Origin of the sequence: uncultured Microscilla sp., assembly GCF_947493425.1 — a bacterium.
Lineage (GTDB): Bacteria > Bacteroidota > Bacteroidia > Cytophagales > Microscillaceae > Microscilla.
Genome location: NZ_CANLRP010000025.1, coordinates 16,273 through 41,136, shown reverse-complemented (window position 1 = coordinate 41,136; position 24,864 = coordinate 16,273). Strand labels below are relative to the sequence as shown.

At 39.8% G+C, this 24,864-nt stretch carries 21 protein-coding genes; 11 read left to right on the top strand and 10 right to left on the bottom strand.

Features of this window, described 5'->3' with window-relative positions; all coding sequences use genetic code 11:
* Positions 1–251 precede the first annotated feature (251 nt).
* Positions 252–1,904, bottom strand: coding sequence for a DUF4139 domain-containing protein (locus Q0954_RS09320; protein WP_299456133.1), 1,653 nt, complete (start codon positions 1,902–1,904; stop codon positions 252–254).
* A gap of 625 nt (positions 1,905–2,529) precedes the next feature.
* On the opposite strand from Q0954_RS09320, the gene Q0954_RS09315 reads away from it, so the two are divergent.
* Positions 2,530–4,026, top strand: a complete 1,497-nt coding sequence (locus tag Q0954_RS09315) for a SpoIIE family protein phosphatase (protein WP_299456132.1) — start codon at positions 2,530–2,532, stop codon at positions 4,024–4,026.
* Between the two features lie 417 nt (positions 4,027–4,443).
* Positions 4,444–5,724 carry a TrkH family potassium uptake protein gene (locus tag Q0954_RS09310; RefSeq protein ID WP_299456130.1) on the top strand — a complete coding sequence of 427 codons (1,281 nt, stop codon included), beginning with the start codon at positions 4,444–4,446 and terminating at the stop codon, positions 5,722–5,724.
* A gap of 613 nt (positions 5,725–6,337) precedes the next feature.
* Here the strand turns inward: Q0954_RS09310 and dusB are convergent.
* On the bottom strand, positions 6,338–7,330 hold the full coding sequence (gene dusB, locus Q0954_RS09305) for a tRNA dihydrouridine synthase DusB (RefSeq protein ID WP_299456129.1): 993 nt from the start codon (positions 7,328–7,330) through the stop codon (positions 6,338–6,340).
* Positions 7,331–7,351: 21 nt separating this feature from the next.
* Positions 7,352–8,236, bottom strand: a complete 885-nt coding sequence (locus Q0954_RS09300) for a tetratricopeptide repeat protein (protein ID WP_299456128.1) — start codon at positions 8,234–8,236, stop codon at positions 7,352–7,354.
* 161 nt (positions 8,237–8,397) lie between these two features.
* On the opposite strand from Q0954_RS09300, the gene Q0954_RS09295 reads away from it, so the two are divergent.
* The 4 genes from Q0954_RS09295 to Q0954_RS09280 all read left to right on the top strand — a co-directional run bounded on the left by Q0954_RS09295 (position 8,398) and on the right by Q0954_RS09280 (position 12,499).
* Positions 8,398–9,363: a CPBP family intramembrane glutamic endopeptidase gene (locus Q0954_RS09295; RefSeq protein ID WP_299456127.1), complete on the top strand. Its 966-nt coding sequence runs from the start codon at positions 8,398–8,400 to the stop codon at positions 9,361–9,363.
* Positions 9,364–9,367: 4 nt separating this feature from the next.
* Complete coding sequence (locus Q0954_RS09290) at positions 9,368–10,237, top strand: phosphatidate cytidylyltransferase (protein ID WP_299456125.1); 870 nt, start codon at positions 9,368–9,370, stop codon at positions 10,235–10,237.
* 204 nt (positions 10,238–10,441) lie between these two features.
* Entirely contained in the window at positions 10,442–11,716 is a 1,275-nt protein-coding gene (locus tag Q0954_RS09285; RefSeq protein ID WP_299456123.1) for a Glu/Leu/Phe/Val dehydrogenase, read from the top strand.
* Positions 11,717–12,034: 318 nt separating this feature from the next.
* Entirely contained in the window at positions 12,035–12,499 is a 465-nt protein-coding gene (locus Q0954_RS09280; protein ID WP_299456121.1) for a GNAT family N-acetyltransferase, read from the top strand.
* Positions 12,500–12,584: 85 nt separating this feature from the next.
* Here the strand turns inward: Q0954_RS09280 and tpiA are convergent, their stop codons facing one another.
* From tpiA to bshB1, 4 genes are all read right to left on the bottom strand, one after another.
* Positions 12,585–13,346 (bottom strand): triose-phosphate isomerase, encoded by a 762-nt coding sequence (gene tpiA / locus Q0954_RS09275; protein WP_299456119.1) that lies wholly within the window; start codon positions 13,344–13,346, stop codon positions 12,585–12,587.
* 159 nt (positions 13,347–13,505) lie between these two features.
* The gene (locus tag Q0954_RS09270; protein WP_299456117.1) at positions 13,506–14,111 is read right to left on the bottom strand and encodes a DJ-1/PfpI family protein; all 606 of its coding nucleotides are present in this window, start codon (positions 14,109–14,111) and stop codon (positions 13,506–13,508) included.
* Between the two features lie 93 nt (positions 14,112–14,204).
* Positions 14,205–15,170 (bottom strand): GlxA family transcriptional regulator, encoded by a 966-nt coding sequence (locus Q0954_RS09265; protein ID WP_299456115.1) that lies wholly within the window; start codon positions 15,168–15,170, stop codon positions 14,205–14,207.
* Positions 15,171–15,239: 69 nt separating this feature from the next.
* Positions 15,240–15,965: a bacillithiol biosynthesis deacetylase BshB1 gene (gene bshB1, locus Q0954_RS09260; protein WP_299456113.1), complete on the bottom strand. Its 726-nt coding sequence runs from the start codon at positions 15,963–15,965 to the stop codon at positions 15,240–15,242.
* 314 nt (positions 15,966–16,279) lie between these two features.
* On the opposite strand from bshB1, the gene Q0954_RS09255 reads away from it, so the two are divergent.
* Together Q0954_RS09255 and Q0954_RS09250 are read left to right on the top strand one after the other, a co-directional pair.
* Complete coding sequence (locus Q0954_RS09255; protein ID WP_299456111.1) at positions 16,280–17,458, top strand: serine hydrolase; 1,179 nt, start codon at positions 16,280–16,282, stop codon at positions 17,456–17,458.
* Positions 17,459–17,530: 72 nt separating this feature from the next.
* On the top strand, positions 17,531–18,754 hold the full coding sequence (locus tag Q0954_RS09250) for an MFS transporter (protein WP_299456109.1): 1,224 nt from the start codon (positions 17,531–17,533) through the stop codon (positions 18,752–18,754).
* A 63-nt stretch (positions 18,755–18,817) separates the two neighbouring features.
* Here the strand turns inward: Q0954_RS09250 and Q0954_RS09245 are convergent, their stop codons facing one another.
* Positions 18,818–19,738, bottom strand: coding sequence for a prolyl oligopeptidase family serine peptidase (locus Q0954_RS09245; protein WP_299456108.1), 921 nt, complete (start codon positions 19,736–19,738; stop codon positions 18,818–18,820).
* Positions 19,738–20,943 (bottom strand): discoidin domain-containing protein, encoded by a 1,206-nt coding sequence (locus Q0954_RS09240; RefSeq protein WP_299456106.1) that lies wholly within the window; start codon positions 20,941–20,943, stop codon positions 19,738–19,740. The genes Q0954_RS09245 and Q0954_RS09240 overlap by 1 nt, the downstream gene beginning before the upstream one ends.
* Positions 20,944–21,253: 310 nt before the next feature.
* Between Q0954_RS09240 and Q0954_RS09235 the strand changes: the two genes are divergently transcribed.
* Both Q0954_RS09235 and Q0954_RS09230 read left to right on the top strand, forming a co-directional pair.
* A complete protein-coding gene (locus tag Q0954_RS09235) occupies positions 21,254–22,570 on the top strand; it encodes a serine hydrolase (protein ID WP_299456104.1) in 1,317 nt (438 codons plus the stop codon).
* 387 nt (positions 22,571–22,957) lie between these two features.
* Positions 22,958–23,392, top strand: a complete 435-nt coding sequence (locus Q0954_RS09230) for a hypothetical protein (RefSeq protein WP_299456102.1) — start codon at positions 22,958–22,960, stop codon at positions 23,390–23,392.
* Positions 23,393–23,407: 15 nt separating this feature from the next.
* Here Q0954_RS09230 and Q0954_RS09225 read toward each other — a convergent pair whose 3' ends face one another.
* Positions 23,408–24,118: a LytTR family DNA-binding domain-containing protein gene (locus Q0954_RS09225; protein ID WP_299456100.1), complete on the bottom strand. Its 711-nt coding sequence runs from the start codon at positions 24,116–24,118 to the stop codon at positions 23,408–23,410.
* A gap of 186 nt (positions 24,119–24,304) precedes the next feature.
* Between Q0954_RS09225 and Q0954_RS09220 the strand changes: the two genes are divergently transcribed.
* Positions 24,305–24,733 (top strand): hypothetical protein, encoded by a 429-nt coding sequence (locus tag Q0954_RS09220; protein WP_299456098.1) that lies wholly within the window; start codon positions 24,305–24,307, stop codon positions 24,731–24,733.
* The last annotated feature ends 131 nt before the right edge of the window (positions 24,734–24,864 follow it).

Genomic DNA, 24,864 nt, shown 5'->3' with positions numbered 1-24,864 from the left:
TTGTTGAATTTAAATTCATTTGTAGGACAGGGGCAATACCAAAAGGGAGTAGGTGATGCTAACAAGCTTTGAATCATTCGCTTTCAGACTTTGACTATTGTTGGTTTTACAAAGAACAAAAAGCCTTTAAACAATTGATAAACAATGACTTGAATATTCTAAAAATAATTTAAAAAAATATGTAAATAAAAAAGCGTGCCCTTACCAAACACGCTTTTTCCCTCCAATTATTCTTGTAGCTTGCTACTTCATTATCCCCAAAAACTAATTTGTTTACCCTTGGGGTATTTGATGCTATACTTGAGCAATACCTTGGTGGCTTGCTTGGGTTGTAAAGTTAACTTCCAGGTCACCTTACCTGTAGTTGGGTTTACTTTGGCGCCTTTGGCTTCTAGTAGTTCTACCGTTACCTTGTTGTTTTTAGATACCGGAATCTGCTCTTCTATCACCAACTCCACTTGTTCGTTTTTGGTATTTCTCACCATAATCTCATAGCCATAGGTTTGTTTTATTTTAGACCCAAAAAACTTTTTGCTGCTAAACTCCTTTACTTGCTTACGGTCAATAATAATTCGCTTATCACGCCCCAGCGAAATAGCCAGCGTATCTTTGGTATTATTGGCATTCAGGTAGGTTTCGCCCACAAAAGTTCCTTCAAAATAGATGTTGGCTTTGCCCGAAAGCAGGTTAAACTTCTCCCAATCGACCAAGCGTGCCATCAAAAACGCGTCTTTGTCCAGTTTAGGCACTGCGCTACGGTTGTAGATAGTTTTCAGGGTGTGGCTTTTTACATCCACGAGTTGCGGCTTACCATTAGACGGAATACTATAAGGTATAGAAATGTCAAACTTGGTGGCAAAGGTAGACTCTATCACTTTAGTAAAATCTGCCACAGTTTTGCTCTTTGGTTTCATTGCTCTTGGAGGCGGTGGAGGGAGTTCGTTTGCATTGATGCTCTTTTTTTGTTCTCTGGTTACACTTATTCCAGCAGCTCTACCTTTCAGGTAGTCGTTTACTTTTACCGGACGAGGGTAATATAAGTTTACGTACCAGGGGTTTAGGCTGGGCTTGTAACCACTTTGGGTAGGGTTGCCCGTAGAGAGCGTAATGTCTACATTTTTCCAGTCGATGCCCGTGTTTTGGAAAACTTCTGCCTTGTAGCTCAACTGAATTGGGCTTTTGCTGTCTTTGGCACGCAAGTCATAAATAGGTCTCCAGCCGGCATTCATTACTATGTAATTCAGCTCAAAGTTAGCGTTTATTGCACTTTTGGCCGATACAGTAACCATTACCTCACTAGTGGGTTTGTTGGCGTTTTTGTTTTCTATGCGGAGCTGGTATTTAATTTTATTTTTTTGTTGGCGATACTTGCGTAAAACTTTGTTGTGACGCAATACAGCAAAACGAATTTCAGACAAACGTTTGCGATAAAAAGTCGCCATCTCGGCAAGTTCGGTTGCCGAAACCCCCTTTTGCCCTCCCATTTTCTTATTGGCAAGAATCATTTTTTCTTCACTGTTCAGCACCTCTTTTTCAATGTCTACCCTGGCAATGCGGTCTTGGTAATACTCCAGTGAGTCTTCCAGCTGTTTGATGCGGCGCGCCTTGCTAAAACTTTTTAAGTAATTGATGCGGTGCTTGACCGACATAATGGTGAGGTTGCCCTTGGCTGATACTTGCAGGCTTTGCTTGGCAAGCTTGGTTGACAGACCTTCAAATACCAACAGGGTTTTACCCGCAGGCAAATACACCTGTGCAGTGTTGGTTACTTGGGCGCGGTTCAAAAACACGGTAACTTCTTTGATTTTCGATTTGATTGCCTTTTCCTTGTCGGTTGCCCAACTACTGACCATCAAGCTAAACAGAATGGCTAAGGTGAGTATAGTTTTTTTGTTCGTATTCATATTTTTTAAAGAATTATTGTCGTGAGTAAAATAGTTTTTCAAATTCACTTCTAAGACACCGAAAGAAATAAAAAGGAGTAGAAGCTGGAAAATATTTTTTATTAAAGGTTATTTTCACTCAGTTTAATCAAGCCATAAAAAACTGTTAGCAAAAGCAAAAACACTATACTCATATTAAAACTGATGATTTGTTTAGATATGTAATAAAATGAGTTATTTGTACTTCATTACTAAAAATTGAGGCAACTTCTTAAATAAAAGAGAAAAAGAACAACTTTATTCTTGAAAAAAAGTATTATATGAATACTACATTTCCTTCCATTCATCATATCTTTTACTATCAATACTACCACTCAACAACTACCATAAGTAAATCATAAAAAACTGATAGTCAGCGTGTTTTATTTTCTCAAAAAATATTGACAGCACAGATCGTAAGGCACACTTGACTAAACTGACCTTATCATACATTTTATGGTTGACAAGGTTGTGTTTTTAATCAGATATTTAAGGTCATTCACCTTGAAAATTTACACCTCCATACCTAACCAAGCACCCAAGAGTTCAAGCACATATGTGGTATGTTTAGTTATACCATTACTTTTATTTCTAAAAAAGAGATGTTATGCCCAAAAATTCAAACTGGTTCAATCAAGTGTTTAATATAGGGGTTTCGCCAGAAAATCAAGATATTGTAAACCGTAAAATCCAGCTAAGCAATGCTTTTGCTTTTTTTCATCATTTGGCGGGCTATATACTTGGCTATTTTTTTTATAAGCTTTCAGGGCAACTGGATGTGTTGATTTTTATAAATATTGCGAATTGTACAATACTGGTTGTTTTATTATTGAATTACTTCAAAAAGTATTTGGCAGCTAAATTATACTTAATTGTTATACTCTCTTTCATATTTGTCTTTTTTAGCAATTTACTTGGTCCCTCCACCGATATTCACTTCTTTTTAATCTTATTAATTGGTTTGGCCATAATGTTGTTTACCCGCCAAGAAAAAAAATATACTCAAATAGCTTTTTTTATACCTTTTATCGCATTTGCTATCCTGGAATCCTCTATATGTTCTTTATTAATGAAACCCTTAGTGTTGCCAGCAGAAGCACTACAGTACATCCGTTGGGTGGTAGTAGTGGTGGTATTTGGCTTATTTACTGCTATGGTATGGATATTTTCTGAGAACTTGCAAAAAGCCCAAGAACAAGCCCAGGTGTTGCTATACGAAACAGTAGAACAAAATGAAGCTTTAGAAACCCAAGGGGAAGAGCTAAGACAAAACCTGGAGGAACTATTGACTACCCAAGAAATTTTGGGTGAAAAAAATCAGCTCTTAAAAAGAAAAAATGACTTGATTACATCCAGTATTACTTACGCCCAAACGATACAAAAAGCAGTGTTACCCACTGTTGAGGATATTAACCAGGTATTCAATGAATGGTTTATCATCCACCGTCCTAAAGATATTGTATCCGGAGATTTTTACTGGATGAGTTATATCGAGAACAAGGTATTTATAGCTGTGGTAGATTGTACTGGTCATGGGGTACCAGGCGCCTTTATGTCTATGGTGGGTAGTACACTTTTAAATGAAATAGTTAACGAAGAACGTATCTTTGATGTAAATAAGGTGCTTGAAGTACTGCATTTTAAAGTAAAAAAGGCATTGAGACAACAGTCTGGTCACAACCAGGATGGAATGGATGTTTGCCTGTGTAGGTTAGACTACCAGCCTGACGGTAATGACCAACAGGTAGCACTACAATACGCAGGTGCTAAAAGACCTTTGTTTTATTTAACAAATGGTGAATTTCATAAATTTAAGGGGGATAAACAATCTATTGCGGGGTGGTCAAAAGATAATAGGTGTTTTATAAAACAAGAAGCTATTTTACAAAAGAATGATTGTATTTACTTATCCACTGACGGTTTTGTTGATACACCCAGTCCTCAACGAAAAAGTTTGGGTAACCGAAGGTTTGAGCAAATGTTAAAGCAACAGAGTCAGTATTCTATGACTAAACAAAAAGATTTTTTTGCACAAATGCTGGTAAACCATCAACAAGATGCTGATCAACGGGATGATGTAACTTTATTTGGAATAAAAGTTTAAATACACCCTACCAAGAATGTGCTCACTAAAATACTACAACGAACCGCCAGTATAGGTTTTATTAAGAGCTTGTTTAAAGTTTATCTACTAAATAAACACTTTACGTAATTTTTGCCTTCATATATTGTTAAAGCAGCGTTTTTCGAACTTAATTCAGAGAATTTATAAACTCGATTTCGCTCAACTTAATGAACCTGAGAACAAAAACCCATCAGAAATCACACTAAATGCGAAACTTAAACAAGCTCTAATCTAGCACTAGAGAAAGCTTGAAACAAGTTCAAGAGAATATAGTTGTTTTAATAGTTATACCTAATTGTTATACGCTATCTGAAAACAATAATGACAAAGCATAAGAACATCTTCTACAAAATACTTTCCTGGTACAAAAAATTTCAAGTAAGTAAATCACCTCAGATGAATTTAGTTTGGGGTTTCTTTCTATATACTGTCATAGGATTTTTACTTCTATCAATTCCGATATTTCACAAAACAAGTGTCAGTTTCCTCGACACTTTGTTCATTTCTACCTCTGCCATTTCTACCACAGGGTTGGTTACTGTCAGTGTGTATGATTCTTACAATTTTTTTGGACAGTTGATCGTAATGGTGCTCTTTCAAATTGGCGGCATTGGATATATGACCCTCACCACCTACTATTTGCTGTTTACCACACAAAAAATTGGTCATTGGCATAAAAAAATAGTAGGGGCGGAGTTTACCTTGCCAAAAACTATTAAAATCCAAGATTTTATCAAAAGTGTGATTGTGTTTACACTTATCATGGAGGTTATAGGAGCAATTGGTTTCTTCATTGCTTTCAAACAAACAGGAATGGAGACCTTGAAAGCCGTTTGGTTTTCAATATTCCACAGTGTATCTGCCTTTTGTACCGCCGGCTTTGGCTTATTTAACAATAGTTTTGAGAGCTATAGCAGCAATGCCCTCATTAATACAATTATCTCAGTATTAGCTATAGCTGGTTCGCTTGGTTTTATAGTAATTACAGACCTGTGGTACAGAATTACAGGAAAATCGAAAAGTGTTTCATTTACTACTAAAATAATTACTTATGGTTTTGTGATACTGCTGTTTTTGGGTACTACTTTGGTTTACTTTACCGAACCTTCCGTTCGCACCTCCGACTCTCGCTTGGTTGAATCATTCTTTCAGGCAATGACTGCTATGACAACCGTTGGTTTTAATACTATTTCGACGGGTAATTTAAGCCTGCCCATACTGTTGTTTGTTACTTTTTTAATGTACATAGGTGCCTCACCTTCGGGAACAGCGGGTGGCATGAAAATAACTACTTTAACGGCGATGATTTCTATACTCAAAAGTAGATTGTTTGGACAGAAACGTATTTCCTTTTTGAACAGAACCATTCCTTTCGAACGGCTATATGTGGCTACATCCACTTTCATGATGTACACCATTATTATTTTCTTGTTTACGTTTTTGCTCACATTCACCGAGAGTTTCGAATTTCAAAGAATCCTCTTTGAAGTAGCTTCTGCTTTGGGAACAGTAGGGTTAAGTACAGGAATTACAGGGGACTTGTCTAATATGGGAAAAGTATTGACTATAATGTTGATGTTTATAGGAAGAGTAGGAGTGTTGACATTTGGGTTTGCGCTGCTTGAAAGAAAAAGCGAAAACAAAGAAGAGTCAATAGAAGACGATTTAGCAGTATAAAAAACTTAAGCAAGTTTTCAACTGAAAGCCCCCTGAACTAGCTTAGGAATGGTGTAAAAATAAATTTCTATAGTTTAATAAAATATTTTGTTGCTAGACGCGGCACGGCAATATCCAGTAGGAGCGACAACTGGTATTTAATAATTATAAAGTGATTTTTCTATTAAAAAGTTGTCAATCATTAAACACACTTGTGTAATGATTGATTAGAATATCGGTGAACCGTTACTTTTTTCTACAGGTAAAAAAGTAACCAAAAAACCCGCAGCTGTAGTTTGTTTTGCCTAAATCTGCTCCACTACGCCGAAACTGCTCAAACTCGCTTCGCTCAAACAGTGATCAGTTTTTACGGCTTCGTTTCACAGATTCTTAACGGCAACAAACTAAGGCTGAGTCCAGCTGACGCAACCGCTATTACTCGATTATTAAAAAACAAATGCCTGTCCTAGTGGATATTGAGCGAGCTTGAGGGATGGTCGGCTAATAGCATCGCTATTCGGCTATTTTTTAACAAAGTATAGCCTCAAAAGATGAGGTTAAGAATGTAAATTTATTTTGGTACCATTCCTTGGCTCAGGGGGCTTTTACTTATTATTTACTTTTTGAGGAGTTATTACACCAATACTTTATTGGCATAATGTACACCTACTTCGCCCAAAATATCAATGACCTCTTGTGGAGAACCAGCTTCTACCAGGCGAGTACGGAAAGGCTTGAACCCATGAAAGCCTCTGAAATAGTTGGTATAATGGCGGCGCATTTCAAAAACCCCTTGTTTTTCGCCTTTCCACTCTACCGAATGTACCAGATGTTGGTGACAAACTGCTACCCGCTGCTCCAGAGTAGGAGGAGCTAGTTTTTTGCCTGTTGCCATATAGTGTTTTATTTCGTTAAAAATCCAGGGGTAGCCAATGGCGGCACGTCCAATCATAATGCCGTCTACCCCATAACGATTTTTGTATTCTAATGCCTTTTCGGGGGTGTCAATGTCACCATTTCCAAAAATAGGAATATGAATATCCGGGTTATTCTTTACCTCAGCGATAGGTTCCCAGTTGGCTTCGCCTTTATACATTTGTTTGCGGGTACGCCCATGAATGCTCAAAGCTTTGATGCCTACATCTTGCAGGCGCTTTGCCACCTCCATTATTTTAATTGAGCTATCGTCCCAGCCCAGACGGGTTTTTACCGTTACCGGAAGTTTCACTCGTTTTACAATCTCCTCGGTCATTTTTTGCATCTTGGGCAAGTCCTGCAAAATACCTGCACCAGCCCCTTTACAGGCTACTTTTTTTACCGGACAACCATAGTTTATATCCAATATTTCGGGTTGGGTACGCTCCACTATGTCAGCTGCCAACCGCATAGACTCTATATTAGCCCCAAATATTTGAATACCAATGGGGCGCTCATAGTCATAAATATCCAGCTTTTGTACACTCTTATGCGCATCGCGAATCAAACCTTCAGCGGCTATAAACTCCGTATACATTACATCCGCTCCGTTTTGCTTGCAAGCAGCCCTAAATGGAGGATCGCTTACGTCTTCCATAGGTGCCAACAACAACGGGAACTCACCTACTTCTATATTTCCTATTTTTACCAATTTTCTACACTTAAAAATTAATTAATCTTTTTCTTTTAGTACATCAAATAGTGAATTATCCAACAGCCTTTTTTTGAAGTCTGCCTCAGTATATTCATCGTTTGATGAACCTATAGAGAACACACGCCCATCGAAAGTAAAAGTAGCAAGTTTTGCTTTTTCCTTTTCTTTGCCTATTGTTACCTCTTTTACCCTAAGCGTTTCGATGGCGTCCTTAAGTTGTTTGACAAACTTCTCATAACCATATAACTCCTTTACCAAAGGTTTTAGTTTTGGGTGGAAATACCTGTAAAAATCAAGGTAAGTAATAGAACCTACGTCAGGAGCTCTAAAAAATATATCCGTGTCTAACATCTTCTCCACCATTACAAACAACGCTTCTTTGTCATTTTTCTTTGCCTTCCAAGCCCTCACTCTATGGTAAGCAATACTTACAGCGCGTTTTTCAAACGATGTACCACTAACGGCTTGGTATTTATGTTTGGTTTCGGCTAGTTTGAGAAAACGTAACATTTGGTCAAACTTGTCTTCTTCGAACAACAACATCGCCATTTTCATGCAAGCATTATGTTTGTAGTTGGCATAAGGTTCCATAATATGGGTACCTTCATCACGATCATTCAGCTTTGAATCGATAATTTTCTGAAACCATTCTTTTGCTTTATCATTTTGTTTAAGTTTGAGATAAGCAAAAGGAATATTGTGATAACACCTACCATAACAACTGGTAGTGTCAGGATAATTTTTGACTACCTGTTGCCATACAATTACTGCGCTATCTGCCTGATTGTTTTGATAATAAGTGATGCCTTTATTTAATAGTTCACAGGCCGATTGTTGCGCCCTTGTTGGTATTGTTAGGTAAACCAAACAAAAGAAAATAAAGCTTAATTGTTTTTTTATCATAGTATGTTTAATAATCACCAGAAGTTTTTTGGCAATATTTAATTACACATAAACTGTTATTAATCACCATTTTTGCTGTAAATTTACCGCTTTTAAACGAGAAATCGTACTTAAAACTTAGGTATACCTTACAGGCAACCGAAGACAAAACATAAATTAATATGCTTGACCAATCTGAAGTAACCTCCAGATCTGCTGTTGTATCACAACTATTGATACTCACTGGGTGCTTATTCATCGGTTTATTTTTAATAGGTCCATTGCTGGCATTTTTGGCTATTTTGCCTTTTTATGACAATCTCACCTTTGCCGGAATGACCAACTTTATCAGCAACCCTCCCAACAATACTGAAGGTAGAATGCTGATTCTGGCTTTGCAGGGAATTACAGCATTGATAGGATTTATTCTGGTGCCTTGGGCGTACTTGCGGTGGTTTGAGCACAAAAGCATCGCCAGCCTCAACGAACGCAAAACTTCGCTGATTCCCCTTATACTTGCCTTGGTCATTGTGTTAGTAGTTATGCCCTTTATGTCATCAGTGATTCATTGGAACGCCAACCTGGAACTCCCCGCTTTTTTGTCAGAGTTTGAACAAGCTGCCAAAGCCAAAGAAGAACAACTTGCCAAACTCACCGCTTTCCTGACCAACATAGGTAGCCTGCCTGAGCTTTTGATTGCCACGTTTATTATTGCTTTGTTGCCTGGCATTGGTGAAGAACTTATCTTTCGGGGGTTAATCCAGAAAAAATTTTCTTACCTTATGAGCCCCCATCTGGCAATATGGTTGAGCGCTTTTTTGTTTAGTGCCCTCCACCTACAGTTTTATGGCTTGGTACCACGTATGTTGCTGGGGGTATTGTTTGGGTACATTTATTACTGGTCGGGCAATTTGTGGCTACCTGTGCTGGCACACTTCCTCAATAATGCCTTTACCTTATTGATGATTTATCTTTACAAGCAAAAAGTCGTTTCTTTTGATATTCAAACTATCAACTACTCTACTCTTTGGGTGGTGCTTTCGCTGATTGGCTCAGCGGCTTTGTTGTGGTTATTGTATACACAAACATTGAAAGTACCTTCCACCCAAAACCAAGAGGACATACATTACGCAGGAGAAAACAACTAACCCAATGAATGAAGAAAATTCAGTGAAAACTGATCAAAACACCAAAAAGGGAAGTGCAGAGTTAAAACAAAGAGTAATAGCCGGGCTTGCCGGATTAGGGATTATTTTAGGTGCTTTGTTTTGGCACCCGTGGAGTTATTTTAGTATATTTTTGCTTATTTCCCTGATTACCCAACGCGAGTTTTATCAATTAACTGGTCTGCGTAAAAAACAAGACTTACAAATTTACGGCATTGTACTGGGGGCTGCCACCAACGTGCTTATTTTCCTCTACTTTTACAACCCGCTGCCAGTGGCGGCAGTCAAGTTTTACATTCTGGTTTTCCCGGCATTATTTGCTGCTTTTTTACTAGAGCTTTACCGCAAAAACAATCCCACCCCTTTTCAAGATTTGGGCTGGTGGTTTTTGGGCATTATGTACATTGCGGTTCCTTTTGCTTTGCTGCATTTTGTGGCTTTTTATGTCCCTGGCAAATATAGTCCTACCAATGTATTAGGAGTGTTGTTTTTGATTTGGGCAAACGATATTGGAGCGTATTTTACTGGTAAGGCTTTTGGCAAACACTCCTTGTTTCCACGCATTTCACCCAAAAAAACCTGGGAAGGAAGCATAGGCGGAATGGTTACAGCCTTACTTGTGGCTATATTGTTATCATTTATTTTCAACGGTTTACAAGCCTGGCAATGGCTCGGTATAGTGGTCATTGTTATTCTGGCGGGTACCTCTGGCGATCTAATAGAATCTATGTTTAAACGAAGCATTCATATCAAAGATTCGGGCAGCACCATACCTGGTCACGGAGGCTTTTTAGACCGATTTGATGCCCTATTAATGGCTATTCCTTTTATTGTTGCTTTTCTGCAAATATTTTAATAAAAAATTATATTTACAAAGCGAATCCTGTAACTTTGCCGCTCATTGAGAAACACCGGTATTACTTGTAATGAAGTGTCTCATTCTCAAACAAAATTATTTCTAAATAAAGGTTTGAAAAGTAATACATCAGGCATTGAGATTACAGGTGAATACCGACTCAAATAATAATTCATATATATATACAACAAAAATACATAGCTTATGGCTTACATTGAGCCCGCTCCTATAACAGACACCGAGAATCCATTAGAATCGATGATGCAACGATTCAATACAGCATTTGAATTGTTGGGTTTCGATGAAGAAATGTACGACATTCTGAAAGTACCTGCCAAACAAGTAGTGGTTGGTCTGCCAGTAACAATGGATAACGGCAAAATCAAAATATTTGAAGGCTATCGCGTAATTCACTCCAATATTTTAGGTCCAGCCAAAGGAGGGCTTCGTTTTGACCCTGGTGTAAACCTCAACGAGGTAAAAGCACTGGCTGCCTGGATGACCTGGAAATGTGCTGTGGTAGATATTCCTTATGGAGGTGCCAAAGGAGGCGTAACCTGCAATCCCCGCGAAATGTCAGCGGGTGAGTTAGAGCGCTTAATGCGTACCTATACTCAAACTATGCTGGGCGTTTTTGGTCCCGACCGAGACATTCCTGCTCCTGACATGGGTACTGGTCCTCGCGAAATGGCGTGGTTGATGGACGAATACTCAAAAGCAAATGGTATGACTGTACACTCGGTAGTGACAGGTAAACCATTGGTATTGGGTGGTTCAGAAGGTAGAGTAGAAGCTACCGGACGCGGAGTAATGGTGTGTGCTTTGGTAGGCATGGAAAAACTACGGATAAACCCATACCACGCCACTTGTGCTGTACAAGGTTTTGGTAATGTAGGTTCACATGCTGCCCGTTTACTACACGAGCGCGGGGTAAAAGTGGTGGCAATCAGTGATGTAACAGGCGCTTATTACAACGAGAAAGGCATAGACATCAAGGCAGCCATGAAGCATACCGAAGAGAACAACCGTTCTTTGGCGGGTTTTAAAGGGGGAGAAAAAATTGATCCCGCAGATTTGCTTACATTAGAAGTAGACGTATTGGTACCTGCGGCTATGGAGGATGTAATTGTAGAAACCAATGCACCCAAAATCAAAGCCAAAATGATTGTAGAAGGTGCCAATGGACCTACTTCGGCAAAAGCAGATAAAATCATCAACGAAAAAGGTATTCTTGCCGTACCCGATATTTTGGCAAATGCAGGTGGGGTATCTGTATCTTACTTTGAGTGGGTACAAAACCGACTAGGCTATAAATGGACAGCTGAGCGTATCAAACGCCGTAGCGACCGCATTATGAAAGAAGCTTTTGAACGCGTATATGCTACTTCGCTAGAGTACAAGGTGCCTATGCGTATTGCCGCTTATATAGTAGCTTTGAAAAAAGTAGCAGATACTTACCAGTTCCGTGGTGGCTATTAGTATATAGTATTATAGTTAGAGGCAAGCAACAAGCCGCAAGTCCTTAGATACCGATGTATATCGGTGCTACGCCCTGTTCCAAAGGGAGTTAACAAACTCATTTTCAATATATTACAGACTTGTTAGTTAGAAGTCTGCACAACTATAAAACATAAGGAAGGGTCTTACGAGGCTCTTCCTTTTTTTGTGGTGTAGTATATTTTGTTTCTTTTATAAAGCCTGTAAAGGTTGAGTTTTACTTCAAGTTGATTCATTTGTAGTTAAACTACGCTTCATTGAAAAAACGGTGGAGCATTGATACCCCATTTTCTAAAACTTATGCAATATTTGATTACGAAAGCACTAAACGATACACAAAAAGAACAAGTTCGCACAATATGGAACAGGGTATACCCAGCCCAAATAGGACATAGCAATATTTTAAGTTTTGAAAAATACCTTGCTCCACTCCACAATGCCACACATTGGCTGGTGCAAACCAAGCAAGCAATCATTAAAGGTTGGTTCATCACTTTCGACCGCCACAATGACCGCTGGTTTGCTATGTTGCTCAATGATGACATACAAGGACAAGGCATTGGTTCTGGACTGTTACAACACGCTCAGGCGCAAAACAAGGTGCTCAACGGCTGGGTAATTGACCACCACCATTATGTACGCAAAGACGGGCAAACATACATTTCGCCTATTGAGTTTTATATCAAAAATGGTTTTCAAGTACTGACTGATCAACGGCTTGAAACTGAGCAGTTGTCATTGGTAAAGGTAAGGTGGGAGGTGTAGTAAGCAAAAATATTTGAGTGATAAGCGACAAGTAATTGAAATACCGATATGCATTGGTACCCAAAGACTTGCCGCCTGGAATTATTTAAAAACTTTTGGCAATATCAACAAAATCACGCGACTTGAGCGAAGCCCCTCCTACCAAACCTCCATCTACATCGGGGCAGGCAAAGAGTTCTTTGGCGTTGCCAGGCTTCACGCTTCCACCATATAAGATAGAAGTACCTTCGGCAACCTCTTTTCCATATTTATCAGCAATAAAGTTTCTGATGGCAAGGTGCATGTCCTGCGCCTGTTCGTTAGAGGCAGTTACTCCAGTACCAATCGCCCAAATAGGCTCATAGGCAATTACTAGCTTGGCAAAATCTTCGGCGCTTAGGTGAAACAAACTGTCCTTGAGCTGATTGCACACATACACTACATGCTCGCCTTTTTCGCGGATGTCTAACGATTCGCCACAACAAAAAATTGGGGCGAGGTTGTGCGCCAACAAAGTATCGGTTTTTTTAGCAAGGGTTTGGTGGCTTTCGCCAAAATATTGTCGACGCTCGCTGTGCCCTATAATCACATACTCTACAGGTACCGACTTTAGCATAGTTGCCGATATTTCTCCAGTGTAAGCTCCTTTGGTTTCTTCGTGGCAGTTTTGCGCACTTAAGGCTACTTTGGTACCATTGGTAAGCTTTTGCACACTAGTCAAATGAACAAAAGGGCAACCCAAAATTACTTGTACATTGTTGTTTGTAAGTTCGTCTTGCACCATGTTTACCACCTCAGAGGTAAGCTTGAGTCCTTCATCAAGGGTGTTGTTCATTTTCCAGTTTCCAGCAACTATATTTTGTCTCATGTAGTTTTTTTTATTTAGGCTGTACACGAATCTATACAGCAATTTGACAGGAAATATTTTCGGAATCAAATTTCCAATAAAAGCCAAAAACATCCAAATTAGGCAGTAAGCTTTTTTAGTAGCAAGTCAACAAGCTTGATTGGTCTAACTCTTCACTAACTACACAGTGGCCGCTCGCCAATCGCCATACTCCATTTCTTTTTGGGTTTTTATTACTGCCTCTTTGCCAAAAAGTTTTTCTACTACATACAACGACAAATCGATGCCTGCGGCAATGCCTCCCGCAGTCATCACATGCCCATTGTCTACAAAACGTTGGTTTTCTATCACCTCAGTAGTGGGCGATACTTTCCTCAAAAAATCAAAAGTAGTATGGTGAGTAGTGGCTGGTTGATTGTTGAGCAAACCCAGTTTTGCCAACAGTAGCGCTCCAGTACACACCGACATAGTAATATGAGTGGTAGTATCTACTTTAGCTATCCAATCAAGCGCATTTTTGTGGTTAAGCACTGCACGGGTACCCATTCCCCCTGGAACAATCAAGACATCAATATTGGGGTGATTATCAAAACCGTAGTCGGGCTGTACTTTTAGTCCGTTCCGAGCCTTTACTTGTTGTCCGCTTTCGCTTATAGTGAAAACTTCAAAATATTGATAGTCTGATAGTTCTGCCGTAACAGCAAATACTTCAAAAGGTCCGGCAAAATCCAGTACCTCTACATCGTCAAACAGGTAAATCCCTACGTTGTATTTTTTGTTGTCCATCGAAAAAGTGTTTAAATATTGATAATGACACAAATATAGGTCGATAAAACACTTGACAAAAGGACATTTAACGGACAAAATAAGCCATACCAATTATACCAGCTCTCCTCTTCTCCATTCGAGCGGGCTTTGGGCAAACTGCTCACGCCATAAACGACGCAACTGACGGGCATCTTTGAAACCACACCGGGCAGCTACTGCCTCAATGGTGAGGTCAGGGTTTTTAAGCAGTTTTTTTGCCAACTCAAGCCTTATTTTAGTAGCAAACTCATGAACACTGACTCCAGTAGCTTTACGAAACAGACGGGTAAGGTTACGACTACTCATGTGCGCCATTTCGGCCAATTCTTCGAGGTTGTTTTTTTTTTCTGGATTTTGCACCAACCAATCTTGCACCCGGTGTACTCCTTCATACAAATGGGTTCGATAATCCAGGTAAATACTTTGCTGTTGCTCCAAACCATTGCGTCGCATGTACACTACAATTTCGCGGGCTACTTTTGCCGCCAACAAAGCCCCTGCTTCTTCTTCCAGAATAGACAAGGCAAGGTCGATACCCGAAGCTACTCCAGCACTGGTATACACCTGTTGGTCTTTAATATACAAGCAGTCAGACTGCACTTTAGCCGCTGGGAATTTATCATGGAGTTCTTGAGAGGCTTTCCAATGGGTAGTGCATTTTTTACCGTCTAACAAACCAGCTTGCGCCAATACAAATGCTCCGGTACACACCGAACATATTTTTACGCCTTGAGCATGTTGAGCATTGAGCCAGTCAAAAAACGCAGAGGAGGCTTGCCGGTATATTTCTGAACGAAAACCGCTAGTATGTATACCCGCAATTATTATATAATCTCCTTTCTGCAAATTGAGCGTGGTATAGGGTACCAAGTGACTCAGGGTAAGTCCTTGAGCCATAGACACTTCTGGAGCAAGGGCTACTTGTTGTAAATCAAACGGTTGCTGATAGTCGTTTTTGGCTTCATAAAACACTTGCAAAGGTCCGGCAAGATCTAGTATATGTACTTGGGGTAAAATGACAAAAGCAATGGTTTTCATAGAGAGCAATTGTTAAGCGATGATGAGCTTTCGCTGATGGTTCAACTAACTATTATGCACATTTTGCATCTATTTCAATTCAAACAAATTGGTGGCTCCTATCGGGGTACGGCTCACAAAACCCTCGCCATACTTTACCCCAATCAAGCGTCCAAACTCGCGGGCGCGGGCTTCCAGAAAAAGCATAAAGTCGGGGGTAGATATAGGAGTGGTGGGTTCATTGTCTTCATTGCCTGAAATAAAAAACTGGGTTTTAAAGGCTTTGACTGCGTCCATGCGTTGCTCCCAAAATGGGGTTACATCAACAATCAAATCAGGCTTCATATAACGATCTTGTACATAATGGTAAATTTGTTGAGGTCGCCAGGGTGCCTGAATGTTCCCTTGTGCGTCACGGGTTTCTACTTTTACCAATCCAGCATAAAAACAAGCATCTATGGTAAGTTTGGCGGCTCTGCCGTGGTCAGAGTGACGATCATCTAACGCATTGGCAAGTACTATTTCGGGCTGAAACTTTCTCAGTGCAGTAATCAGTTTTAGTTGGTGGGCTTTGTCATTTTGAAAAAAACCATCTGCCATTTCCAGGTTTTCGCGCACCTCTACTCCCAAAATCTTAGAAGCAGCTTCAGACTCTGCTTTGCGGGTTTCGGCAGTGCCTCGCGTGCCCAATTCACCCCTGGTAAAATCTACAATACCCACTTTTTTACCCCTATTTATATGAGAAATAACGGTACCACTGCACGCCAGCTCTACGTCGTCAGGGTGCACCCCCAATGCCAATATGTCCAATTTCATATATGTGTCTGATTTAATGTACTTTAAAAAACCAATAGTCCGTACAGCCTTTCAAAAAAAATGAAATACCGAATACTTCAAATATTTAACACATTGATTTTCAGTATTTTATCCGAAAATTACTAAAAATTTAATTCTCTGATAATCAGATAGTTATTAAAACTGTACAAACCATTGAAAAACAAAAGTAGCGATTATTTGGGGCACTGCTTCATACCTGATTTATAAACTTTTGTTAAAAGTACTGGTTATTAGCAATTGCACTTATGATCGAATAGATTTGATTGATAAAACTATTCAAACCTAAAAGGACAATGACTAAAATTCAAGAAAAAAACTTATTGATTGCTGTTTTTACCTGTATACTTGGGCTGTTTGGGAGTAATTTGACAGCCCAAAACAGCGATTACTTCCCGCCAAGGGGGGCTACCTGGCAAAGCAAATTGCCTGCACAACTGAAGGTAAACCAGCAACGCCTACAAGAGGCAGTAAACTTTGCCAAAGCCAATGAATACTCAGGATCGCGTGATTTACGCACAGCTATCTTGAAGGGCTTTCGCCGTGAACCTTTTCACAAAATATTAGGACCAGTCAAAAAACGAGGAGCTCCTACAGGCATGATCTTAAAGAATGGCTATGTGATTGCTCAATGGGGCGATACCAAACGGGTAGATATGACTTTTAGTGTAACCAAAAGTTATTTGTCTACAGTAGCAGCACTGGCTATAGACGAAAAACTGATAGTATCACTTGATGATCGGGTAGCGCAATATGTATGGGATGGAAAGTTTAGTGGACAACATAACGCCAAAATAACCTGGGCACACCTGCTTACCCAATCATCTGACTGGTATGGGCAACTTTGGGGAGGGTACGACTGGGCAGACCGTCCACCCAATACTGGGAACATAGATGAATGGCAAAGACGTAAATTGCACGAACCTGGCACTCACTTTAAATACAACGATGTAAGGGTAAACCTGCTGGCTTATTCGTTGCTTCAGGTTTGGCGCAAGCCCCTGCCCCAGGTACTGAAAGAAAAGGTCATGGATAAGATAGGCGCTTCTACTACCTGGCGTTGGTTTGGCTATGACAACTCGTGGGTAAACGTAGATGGTGCCAAGGTGCAATCAGTAAGCGGTGGTGGCCACTCAGGTGGAGGTTTATTTATCAATACTGAGGATCACGCACGCTTTGGCTTATTGTTTTTGAATAATGGCAACTGGAACGGAAAACAAATATTTTCACCCCAATGGATCAAAGCTGCTACTACTCCCTCTAAAGCCAATGTAAACTATGGCTACATGTGGTGGCTTAACAAAAAAGGAGCAAGGCATTGGGCTGGAATACCAGAGACGGTCTATTATGCAGCTGGTTTTGGAGGAAATTTTATTGTGATAGCTCCACAACACAACCTGGTAATTGTAACACGTTGGCTTGAGCCTTCCAAAGTAGGAGAAATGGTACAAAAGGTGATTAAATCTTTAGAATAAAATCATTTTTTTCATCATGGCGCCATTTATGTCCATAAAAAAGGTATTATGCAAATCTAACTTCCTTCTGATATGAGTCAACCAAAAGTAAATCCGCTGACTAAAATGACCCTACTTGTAGGGGGCACTTTGGTGTCAATGGGCGACGCCGTAGTAATGCCATTGCAACCTGCCATCGCCAAAAACTTTGCAGAGGTGCCCAATGTCAAACTACTGGTAAATTATGTACTGGTATTCAATGCATTGTTTATTGCAATAGGAGCCACCATAGTGGGCTTGCTGATCGAAAGGTTTAGCAAAAAAAAGTTACTCATCGCTGCCTTTGCTTTGTATGGAGTAGCGGGCACATCGGGGCTATACCTCAACAATATTTATTTGCTCATACTATCACGCGCCTTCATAGGTTTATCCATTGCAGGCATCATGACCATTTTGTTTACTTTTGTTGCCGATTATTTTGAGGGTGAAGCCCGCAGCAGGTTTATGGGGTTTATCAATGGCTTTAGTTTGTGGGCAAGTGTGGCTTTTTTATATGTAGTAGCTCCATTAGCTGCCAAAAGCTGGCACCACCCTTTTGCGATGTATGGGGTAGCTTTTTTGCTTATTCCGTTGGCAATCATATCGCTTCAGGACAAAAAACCAATAAGTAACCCAGCCCCTAACGAGCCAACAGTTGCCTCTACAACAAAACCTAATGATGCTCCCTTGCCAACCTCTTACCCTAAAGCACTGGTGATACTGGTCTATGCCATCTCTTTTGTGGCGGTTACTTTGGTAAGTTTGACTTTTATAAAATTACCCGACATCATTGTGGCAAGGTTTAGCACAGATATTTACTACATCGTTACTGGCTTTGCGGTGTTTTTGGCGTCTGGTGCAGCCAGCTCTATGTTTTTGTATACACCCATCAAGCAAAGGTTGCATTACCAATTGATTTATGCATTGGTATTTATTGTGATAGGTAGCGGATTCATCATTATCAATCAAGCCAACACCTACCCTGTGTTTCTGATAGGGGTAGGTTTGGCAGGCTTGGGGTATGGGCTCAATGGTACCAATACCAGCTTGTGGATTATGAGTTTAGTGCCTCTTCCCTTAGTTGGGCGTTTCATGGGTATATTTACTAGCTTATTGTTCTTTGCTATTTTTGTTTCACCCAATATCACCAGTGTTGCGCTTAAATTCATGGACGTTTCTACTGCATTTTTGGTATACGGTATCATCATGCTTGTTTTGGCAATTGGTTTATTGCTGCATGGCGTAGTACTTAGCAAAAAAGCTAAAGCAGCTGCATAAAAAGTATAAGTACTCACAAAAAAAGGCTGCTCAAAAACAAGCAGCTTTTTTTGCTGGAGAAATTCACCTATAAGCCTCAAAAAACTTCAGAAAATTATCTACTTCATAATCCCAGTACTTATAGTTATGAGCCGCCCACGTTGGCATACTTAACACTACCTGGAGCTGAGGGTGGGCCTTCTTAAATGCATTATAAAATAACTTGGTTTGGGCAGGAGGGCATACCTTATCTAACTTGCCATGCCCCAGATAAAACGGCGTTTTAAATTTTTGGATATTGACCAACATATTATCTTTCCCTGCCCAACGCTTCGGAAAAGTAGCAATGCTGCCATAAAACCCTGTCATAATACGGTCATAGGGTATTCTTCTTTGATCAAAGTCTCCCGAAAGAGCAGCAGCGGCTTTAAACAAACCAGGCAGGTTGAGTACTACCAGCCCTGCCCCCCTTGCCCCAGTAGAAAGTCCCACCACAAAGTTTGCCTGATGAGGCATCATGATACAATATTGCTGTTGCAAATAAGGAATCAATGAATCGGTTACCCACTTAAGCGTAGGGTACTTGCGCCATTGTTTGAGAGTTTCCGGGTATAGTTTGGACGAATAAGTGCTTTTGCCCATTTCGGGCATAATCAATCGATAGCCTTGCGACAGGGCTTTTTTACACAAGGAAGATTTCTTACACCAATCGTCTTTAGGGAAGTTCCAGCCTTGCAATACCAATAAGTTGGCTTTTATGTCTGTAGACTGCTGGGGTACGGCAATGTCCACCAAATGCCCTTTTACATTGATGGTTTGCATCACCAGTAAGGAGTCACAAGGGGGTAATTTTGCACTACCTATGGTAGGCTCGGCTAACGTAGACACAGCAACAGAATCTTGCCTTTCTTTGTTATTTTTTGCCTGTGGGCGATTGCACCCAACAACCAACACCACCCATAGGCAACACCACCCCCACCATATTATTCTACCTGAGATACTCATTATTTAAACGCTTTGAAATGTGACACGCAGATGTCTTTCCACTTTTCGGAAGGATACCAGGTTTTGACCTTAAGTATAATATAACGGGTATTACGCGGACGAAACTGAAACTCTTGCACTGCATCTATATCTTTGAGGCGAATGGTTTCCTTACTTCCGTCAGAAAACTCAAGTGTGGCAGTTTTTACCCGATGATTCATTCTAAAAATATCCCCATATTTGGGATAATCAGGATAATGAGAACCTCCGTGTACTTCAATCGCCCTGATAGGCTCCACAGAGTCAAAAATGACTTGTAACCAATTCGTGGCAAAATCATCGCGCCTGGGCGACCACCAGGTTTTCAGGTTGTTATCATTTACATTGGCAGGTTTATACACAAAACCATCGGCAGATAAATAACTCGAAGCATTTATTTCGTTGCTCAACACCTCAGTCAATGGGGCACCACTGTTTATCTTGGGGGTAGGTTCGGGTTGCTCGCCTGATGTCTCTTGTTTTTTACGATGTTCATTAGTTGACTCATTTGAGTTGTTTTTTGAGGCACGGTAACTGGTAAAACCACCCTGTAGTATTTTTTTGCTCTCTACCGAAAAACTACTCAGCTCTTTCACTATTTTGCGTGCCCGACTCGATATGCCTTGCATTTGGCTAATGTTATAAGTAATTTTTGACCTCATTATACTGGAAATCAATACTTTATTCAAATCATTACCTTCTTCTAACACCACTTTTATTTTGCGCATATCTTGTTGAGCTTGCTGGTATGCCTTGTCCCAGTTTTGTTTCAACGCTGTATTTTTACTAAACTCTTTTTTACGCAAATCATCGTTGCTAATGCTTTCGTTGATACTGTATAGTTGGTCAAAGTAGGCTTTTGATCTTTGCTCAATGACATTAAACTTTAGCTCCATCTCTTTAATATTTCCTGCGAGTTTTTTCCAATCTCTCTCATAGTTCTCGGCTTTCTTTTTGGTAGACATATTGCTAGACATGTATTTTTTCATACCAGTATCTAAGACCTTAATCACTTCTAAAACTTGGGTACGTTCATTTTCAAACTCGTTTATTACCTTGATCAAATGGTTGGCAGATTCTTGTGCCCGATCGCTGGCAGACTGTTCTTGTTTTCCTCCACAGCTTATTACCAGCCAGGGAAATATAGCCATAAGGCATACAATAAATATTGTTTTTGTTGTTTTCATAAAGTGTAGTTTGGCTTTATAAATGTGCTACCATCATACATAAAAAGCTGCTCAAATCCTTATACCTAACTAATTTAAGTCTTCAGATTTAATACCGGTCAATAGGAGCATTATAACTGGTCGTTGAACGAAAGTTAAAAACTTTCTTTTATCCTTGCTGGCTTCAGTTAAAAAAATAAGCCAGTAAGGTAGCCCCTAAAACCAAATCGAGGCTGTAGTCTGTTGGATTTAGCCACTGCTTACAAAAAGAATGGACTTGTATTCATATTTTTTTGTAGCATTGTAATCTTATTATATTCAAATCGCAATTATGTTAAAAAATTTCTGGATTTATTTTGGGGGAGTTGTTCTTGCAAGCTGGTTAAGTAGCTGTGGAGTAAAGAGTGAAAAAGTACGCGAGGTGAGTTTAGACAAAGAAGTAGTTGCTCAACCTGCCAAACCTACCATTGATTTTCCTTTAAGAAATCACCACTCAAACTATAGCGAAATGGTGAAATTGGATACTTTGATTCACCGATTTATGCGTTATTGGGATGTTCAAGGACTTTCGCTGGGCATAGTAAAAGACGGCAAGTTGTTATACGCCAAAGCGTATGGCGAAGCAGACACCATCAGCCATGAAAAAACTGCCCCCTATCATTTGTTTCGCACGGCAAGTGTATCAAAGCTTGTCACCGCAGTGGCTATTATGAAACTGGTAGAAGCTAAAAAAATCAGTCTTGATCAGGCGGTTTTTGGCAAAAAAGGCATTTTAAATGACACTACTTATTTGCATTACAAAAGCCCTAATCTCCTTAAAATCAAAGTAGAACATTTGCTTACTCATACAGGTGGCTGGCGCAATATTTATCGTACCGACCCTATGTTTGTTCCTTTGGCCGTAGCCAAACGTATGCAGGTAAAGTCGCCCCCAAGTTTTGAAACTACCCTCCAATTTATGCTTACCCAAGAGGTAGCCTTCGAGCCTGGCAAATTTTACGACTACTCTAACTTTGGGTATTGTGTACTAGGCAAAGTGGTAGAAAAAGCCGCAGGAATGCCCTATGAAAAGTATGTACAACAAATATTAAAACCCTTGGGCATTGAACGCATGCGCTTGGGTAAAAACCGTCGACAAGACCAGGCTTTTACCGAAGTAAGTTATTATGAGCACGCCAACGCAGAAAAAAAACTCTCGTGTTACAACACGGGCGATTCGGTAGCACGCACCTACGATGCCACCAATATAGAGGCATTGGGTCCGGCAGGAGGCTGGTTGGCCACTCCTACCGACTTGTTGCGTTTGGTAACAGCAATTGATGGGTTTAGTACAGTACCCGATTTTTTGACCCCAGCGAGCATCAAAGCCATGACTACCCCGCGTGATAGCAGCGAAAAAAAGGTATTAGGTTGGAAAGCCTGCAATGCCCAACGATGGTGGCGCACTGGAAGCCTTGCGGGTACTGGAATTGTAGTAAAGCGCCGACAAGATGGTATAAGCTATGCCATTATCACCAATACCAGTACCTGGCGAGGTCCAGGGTTTAGTTATGAATTGGAAGGTGTGATGAGACGAGGAATAAAAACCATTAAGCAGTGGCCAAAAAAAGATTTATTTTTGGTAACAGATAGCACTGCAGTGCAATAGTTGTATATAAAGCATTTATTTTTCAAACCACCTCAACTTTATTTTAGCTGGGGTGGTTTTTTGTAAAATGCCCAACTATTTCCCGCTTCTTTCGTAGGTAAATTTACTTGGTATAGTACTGATTGTTTCTTGTTTATTTATTGTTTGTTAACCACAAATAATGATTAACTGTTAAACAAGAAAAAATACAATCTTTACTATGTTCAAAATTCGCACGGGTTGTTGTTTGTCTTTTTTTAACCTACCTGGCAGTCGGTTATAAACATTCATCTTATTAACAAATGTTAAACATCTTCTTTACCACTACACCTATGCCTGTTTTAATTGTCCTATTCTCACATCCACCAGCCTAAAATAATTTTTTACAATCATAACTTTATTCAACTAATGGATACTACTCAAAATAATCAGGAAGTTTTTATCGACTCCCCTTACCTGAAATCAACTTGGGATCAAGAGAATTCAATTGTAAACTTGCAGTGGCTTACTGAAACCAAGTATATTCAAGAAAACGAACTTAAAAAATTACTCACCCAAGCAGCTGTTTTTGTTAAAGAAAAAAGAGCAAAAAGATGGCTTGCTGATACTAAAGAGTTTGACTTTGTAATGGAGCCTGACCTGCAAGACTGGATTTCAGGAGAGTTTAATCAGATATTGGCAGAGGCCGGTTTAGAAAAAATGGCGGTAATTATTCCTCCATCTTATTTTGCCGAGGTAGCCCTTCAGCAAACTACCAACGACATGGTAAAAAAACAAAGTGGTACAATGCAAGTACTGTACTTTGACCGTAACGAAAAAGCCCTGGAATGGCTTAAGGAATAAAACAGTAAGCGAACCTTAACGCTCGATGCGCTTATAAAACTGGTCGCGGTAGGTGGTACCAATAGGAATCCACTTATCCTGAATTTTGATTTTGTTGCGCTCAATGGTTTCTATATATGCCATGGCAACAATATAAGACTTATGCACACGCATAAACTGCACATCGGGCAAGGTCTCCAGCATATTTTTCATACTTTGGAGCGTAAGCAGTTGCCCTCCTGAGGTAACTATTTTAATGTAATCCTTTAGCCCTTCTACATACCATATATCCTTCAAGTTTACCTTCACAATTTTATACTCAGTTTTCACAAAAAGGTATTCTGTAGGAGCTTCATCAAACCCAACCACCTCCTTGCCCAACTGCTTACTGACTAAGAAACTTTCAGCTTTGTTGGCTGCCTTTAAAAAACGATCAAACGAAATAGGTTTAAGCAAATAGTCTACAGCATCGAGGTTAAATCCCTCAATGGCATAGTCGGCATAAGCCGTAGTAAAAATCACGGCAGGCTTTTGAGGCAAGGCATTTAAAAACTCAATGCCTGACAAGTCGGGCATATTAATGTCTAAAAATATCAAATCAATCGTATTTTTCTTCACACAATCCAAAGCTTCAAAGGCATTGGCACATATTTGCACCAACTCCAAAAAAGCAATTTTACTTACATAAGCTTCTAAAATATCGGTAGCCAGGGGTTCGTCGTCTACTATAATACAGCGTATAGTCATATTATCTAGTTTTATTAAACTGTAGCCAAAGTTATCAATTTAGACACTACAAGCAGAAGGAAAGTTATTAAATTTTTTGACGGTGATATATCACTCTTTTAAGCATTAATTTGGGCAAAAGACAAGCTAAACCCAAGTAAGGTTTGGCATACAAAAAAGTATTTTGTACATTTGCGCCCACTTTAAATGATGAACAGACAAAAAACATATCGCTTTTTTACATTGCTATTAGCATACCTTGCCATTACTTCTACGTTGCTGGCAAACGGGCGAGTGTTTGACGCATTCCAAAGTAAAGCGCTTGTAAAAAAACAAGTAGCCAAACCCGGCGATACACGTCAAAAACAAAACATTGCTCATCAGAACACAAATACTCATCAAGAAAAAGAGCAAAAGCAAACACAAGACCACCAGGAAGAGGTAATAGTACAGGAACTTACCCTGGAGCACACAGTGCCTCCATTAAATGTAAACATTGATCCTGCCCTTCACCTGTTGTTCAACATAGAGTGTCCATCTATTGAGTACCATACTTACTACGCTGAACCCTCTATTGCGCTCCTCCCCTATTTTGAGAATGTGTTCAACCACTTTATAGTAATTAATGCCCCCTAGCGCCTCTCCATTTCACCCTTTTTAATTTCCCTTTAAAAAGACATAAAAGCATTGATTGTCAGACTGTATGAACTCATACAGCGGCAATATTCATTGCTATACTTTATAAAAAATCTCAAAACTTTATTATT

Coding starts and splice junctions, on each gene's coding strand:
- Q0954_RS09320 (WP_299456133.1), bottom strand. CDS start 1,904: ATGAATACGAACAAAAAAACTATACTCACCTTAGCCATTCTGTTTAGC.
- Q0954_RS09315 (WP_299456132.1), top strand. CDS start 2,530: ATGCCCAAAAATTCAAACTGGTTCAATCAAGTGTTTAATATAGGGGTT.
- Q0954_RS09310 (WP_299456130.1), top strand. CDS start 4,444: ATGAATTTAGTTTGGGGTTTCTTTCTATATACTGTCATAGGATTTTTA.
- Q0954_RS09300 (WP_299456128.1), bottom strand. CDS start 8,236: ATGATAAAAAAACAATTAAGCTTTATTTTCTTTTGTTTGGTTTACCTA.
- Q0954_RS09295 (WP_299456127.1), top strand. CDS start 8,398: ATGCTTGACCAATCTGAAGTAACCTCCAGATCTGCTGTTGTATCACAA.
- Q0954_RS09290 (WP_299456125.1), top strand. CDS start 9,368: ATGAATGAAGAAAATTCAGTGAAAACTGATCAAAACACCAAAAAGGGA.
- Q0954_RS09285 (WP_299456123.1), top strand. CDS start 10,442: ATGGCTTACATTGAGCCCGCTCCTATAACAGACACCGAGAATCCATTA.
- Q0954_RS09280 (WP_299456121.1), top strand. CDS start 12,035: ATGCAATATTTGATTACGAAAGCACTAAACGATACACAAAAAGAACAA.
- tpiA (WP_299456119.1), bottom strand. CDS start 13,346: ATGAGACAAAATATAGTTGCTGGAAACTGGAAAATGAACAACACCCTT.
- Q0954_RS09270 (WP_299456117.1), bottom strand. CDS start 14,111: ATGGACAACAAAAAATACAACGTAGGGATTTACCTGTTTGACGATGTA.
- Q0954_RS09265 (WP_299456115.1), bottom strand. CDS start 15,170: ATGAAAACCATTGCTTTTGTCATTTTACCCCAAGTACATATACTAGAT.
- bshB1 (WP_299456113.1), bottom strand. CDS start 15,965: ATGAAATTGGACATATTGGCATTGGGGGTGCACCCTGACGACGTAGAG.
- Q0954_RS09255 (WP_299456111.1), top strand. CDS start 16,280: ATGACTAAAATTCAAGAAAAAAACTTATTGATTGCTGTTTTTACCTGT.
- Q0954_RS09250 (WP_299456109.1), top strand. CDS start 17,531: ATGAGTCAACCAAAAGTAAATCCGCTGACTAAAATGACCCTACTTGTA.
- Q0954_RS09245 (WP_299456108.1), bottom strand. CDS start 19,738: ATGAGTATCTCAGGTAGAATAATATGGTGGGGGTGGTGTTGCCTATGG.
- Q0954_RS09240 (WP_299456106.1), bottom strand. CDS start 20,943: ATGAAAACAACAAAAACAATATTTATTGTATGCCTTATGGCTATATTT.
- Q0954_RS09235 (WP_299456104.1), top strand. CDS start 21,254: ATGTTAAAAAATTTCTGGATTTATTTTGGGGGAGTTGTTCTTGCAAGC.
- Q0954_RS09230 (WP_299456102.1), top strand. CDS start 22,958: ATGGATACTACTCAAAATAATCAGGAAGTTTTTATCGACTCCCCTTAC.
- Q0954_RS09225 (WP_299456100.1), bottom strand. CDS start 24,118: ATGACTATACGCTGTATTATAGTAGACGACGAACCCCTGGCTACCGAT.
- Q0954_RS09220 (WP_299456098.1), top strand. CDS start 24,305: ATGATGAACAGACAAAAAACATATCGCTTTTTTACATTGCTATTAGCA.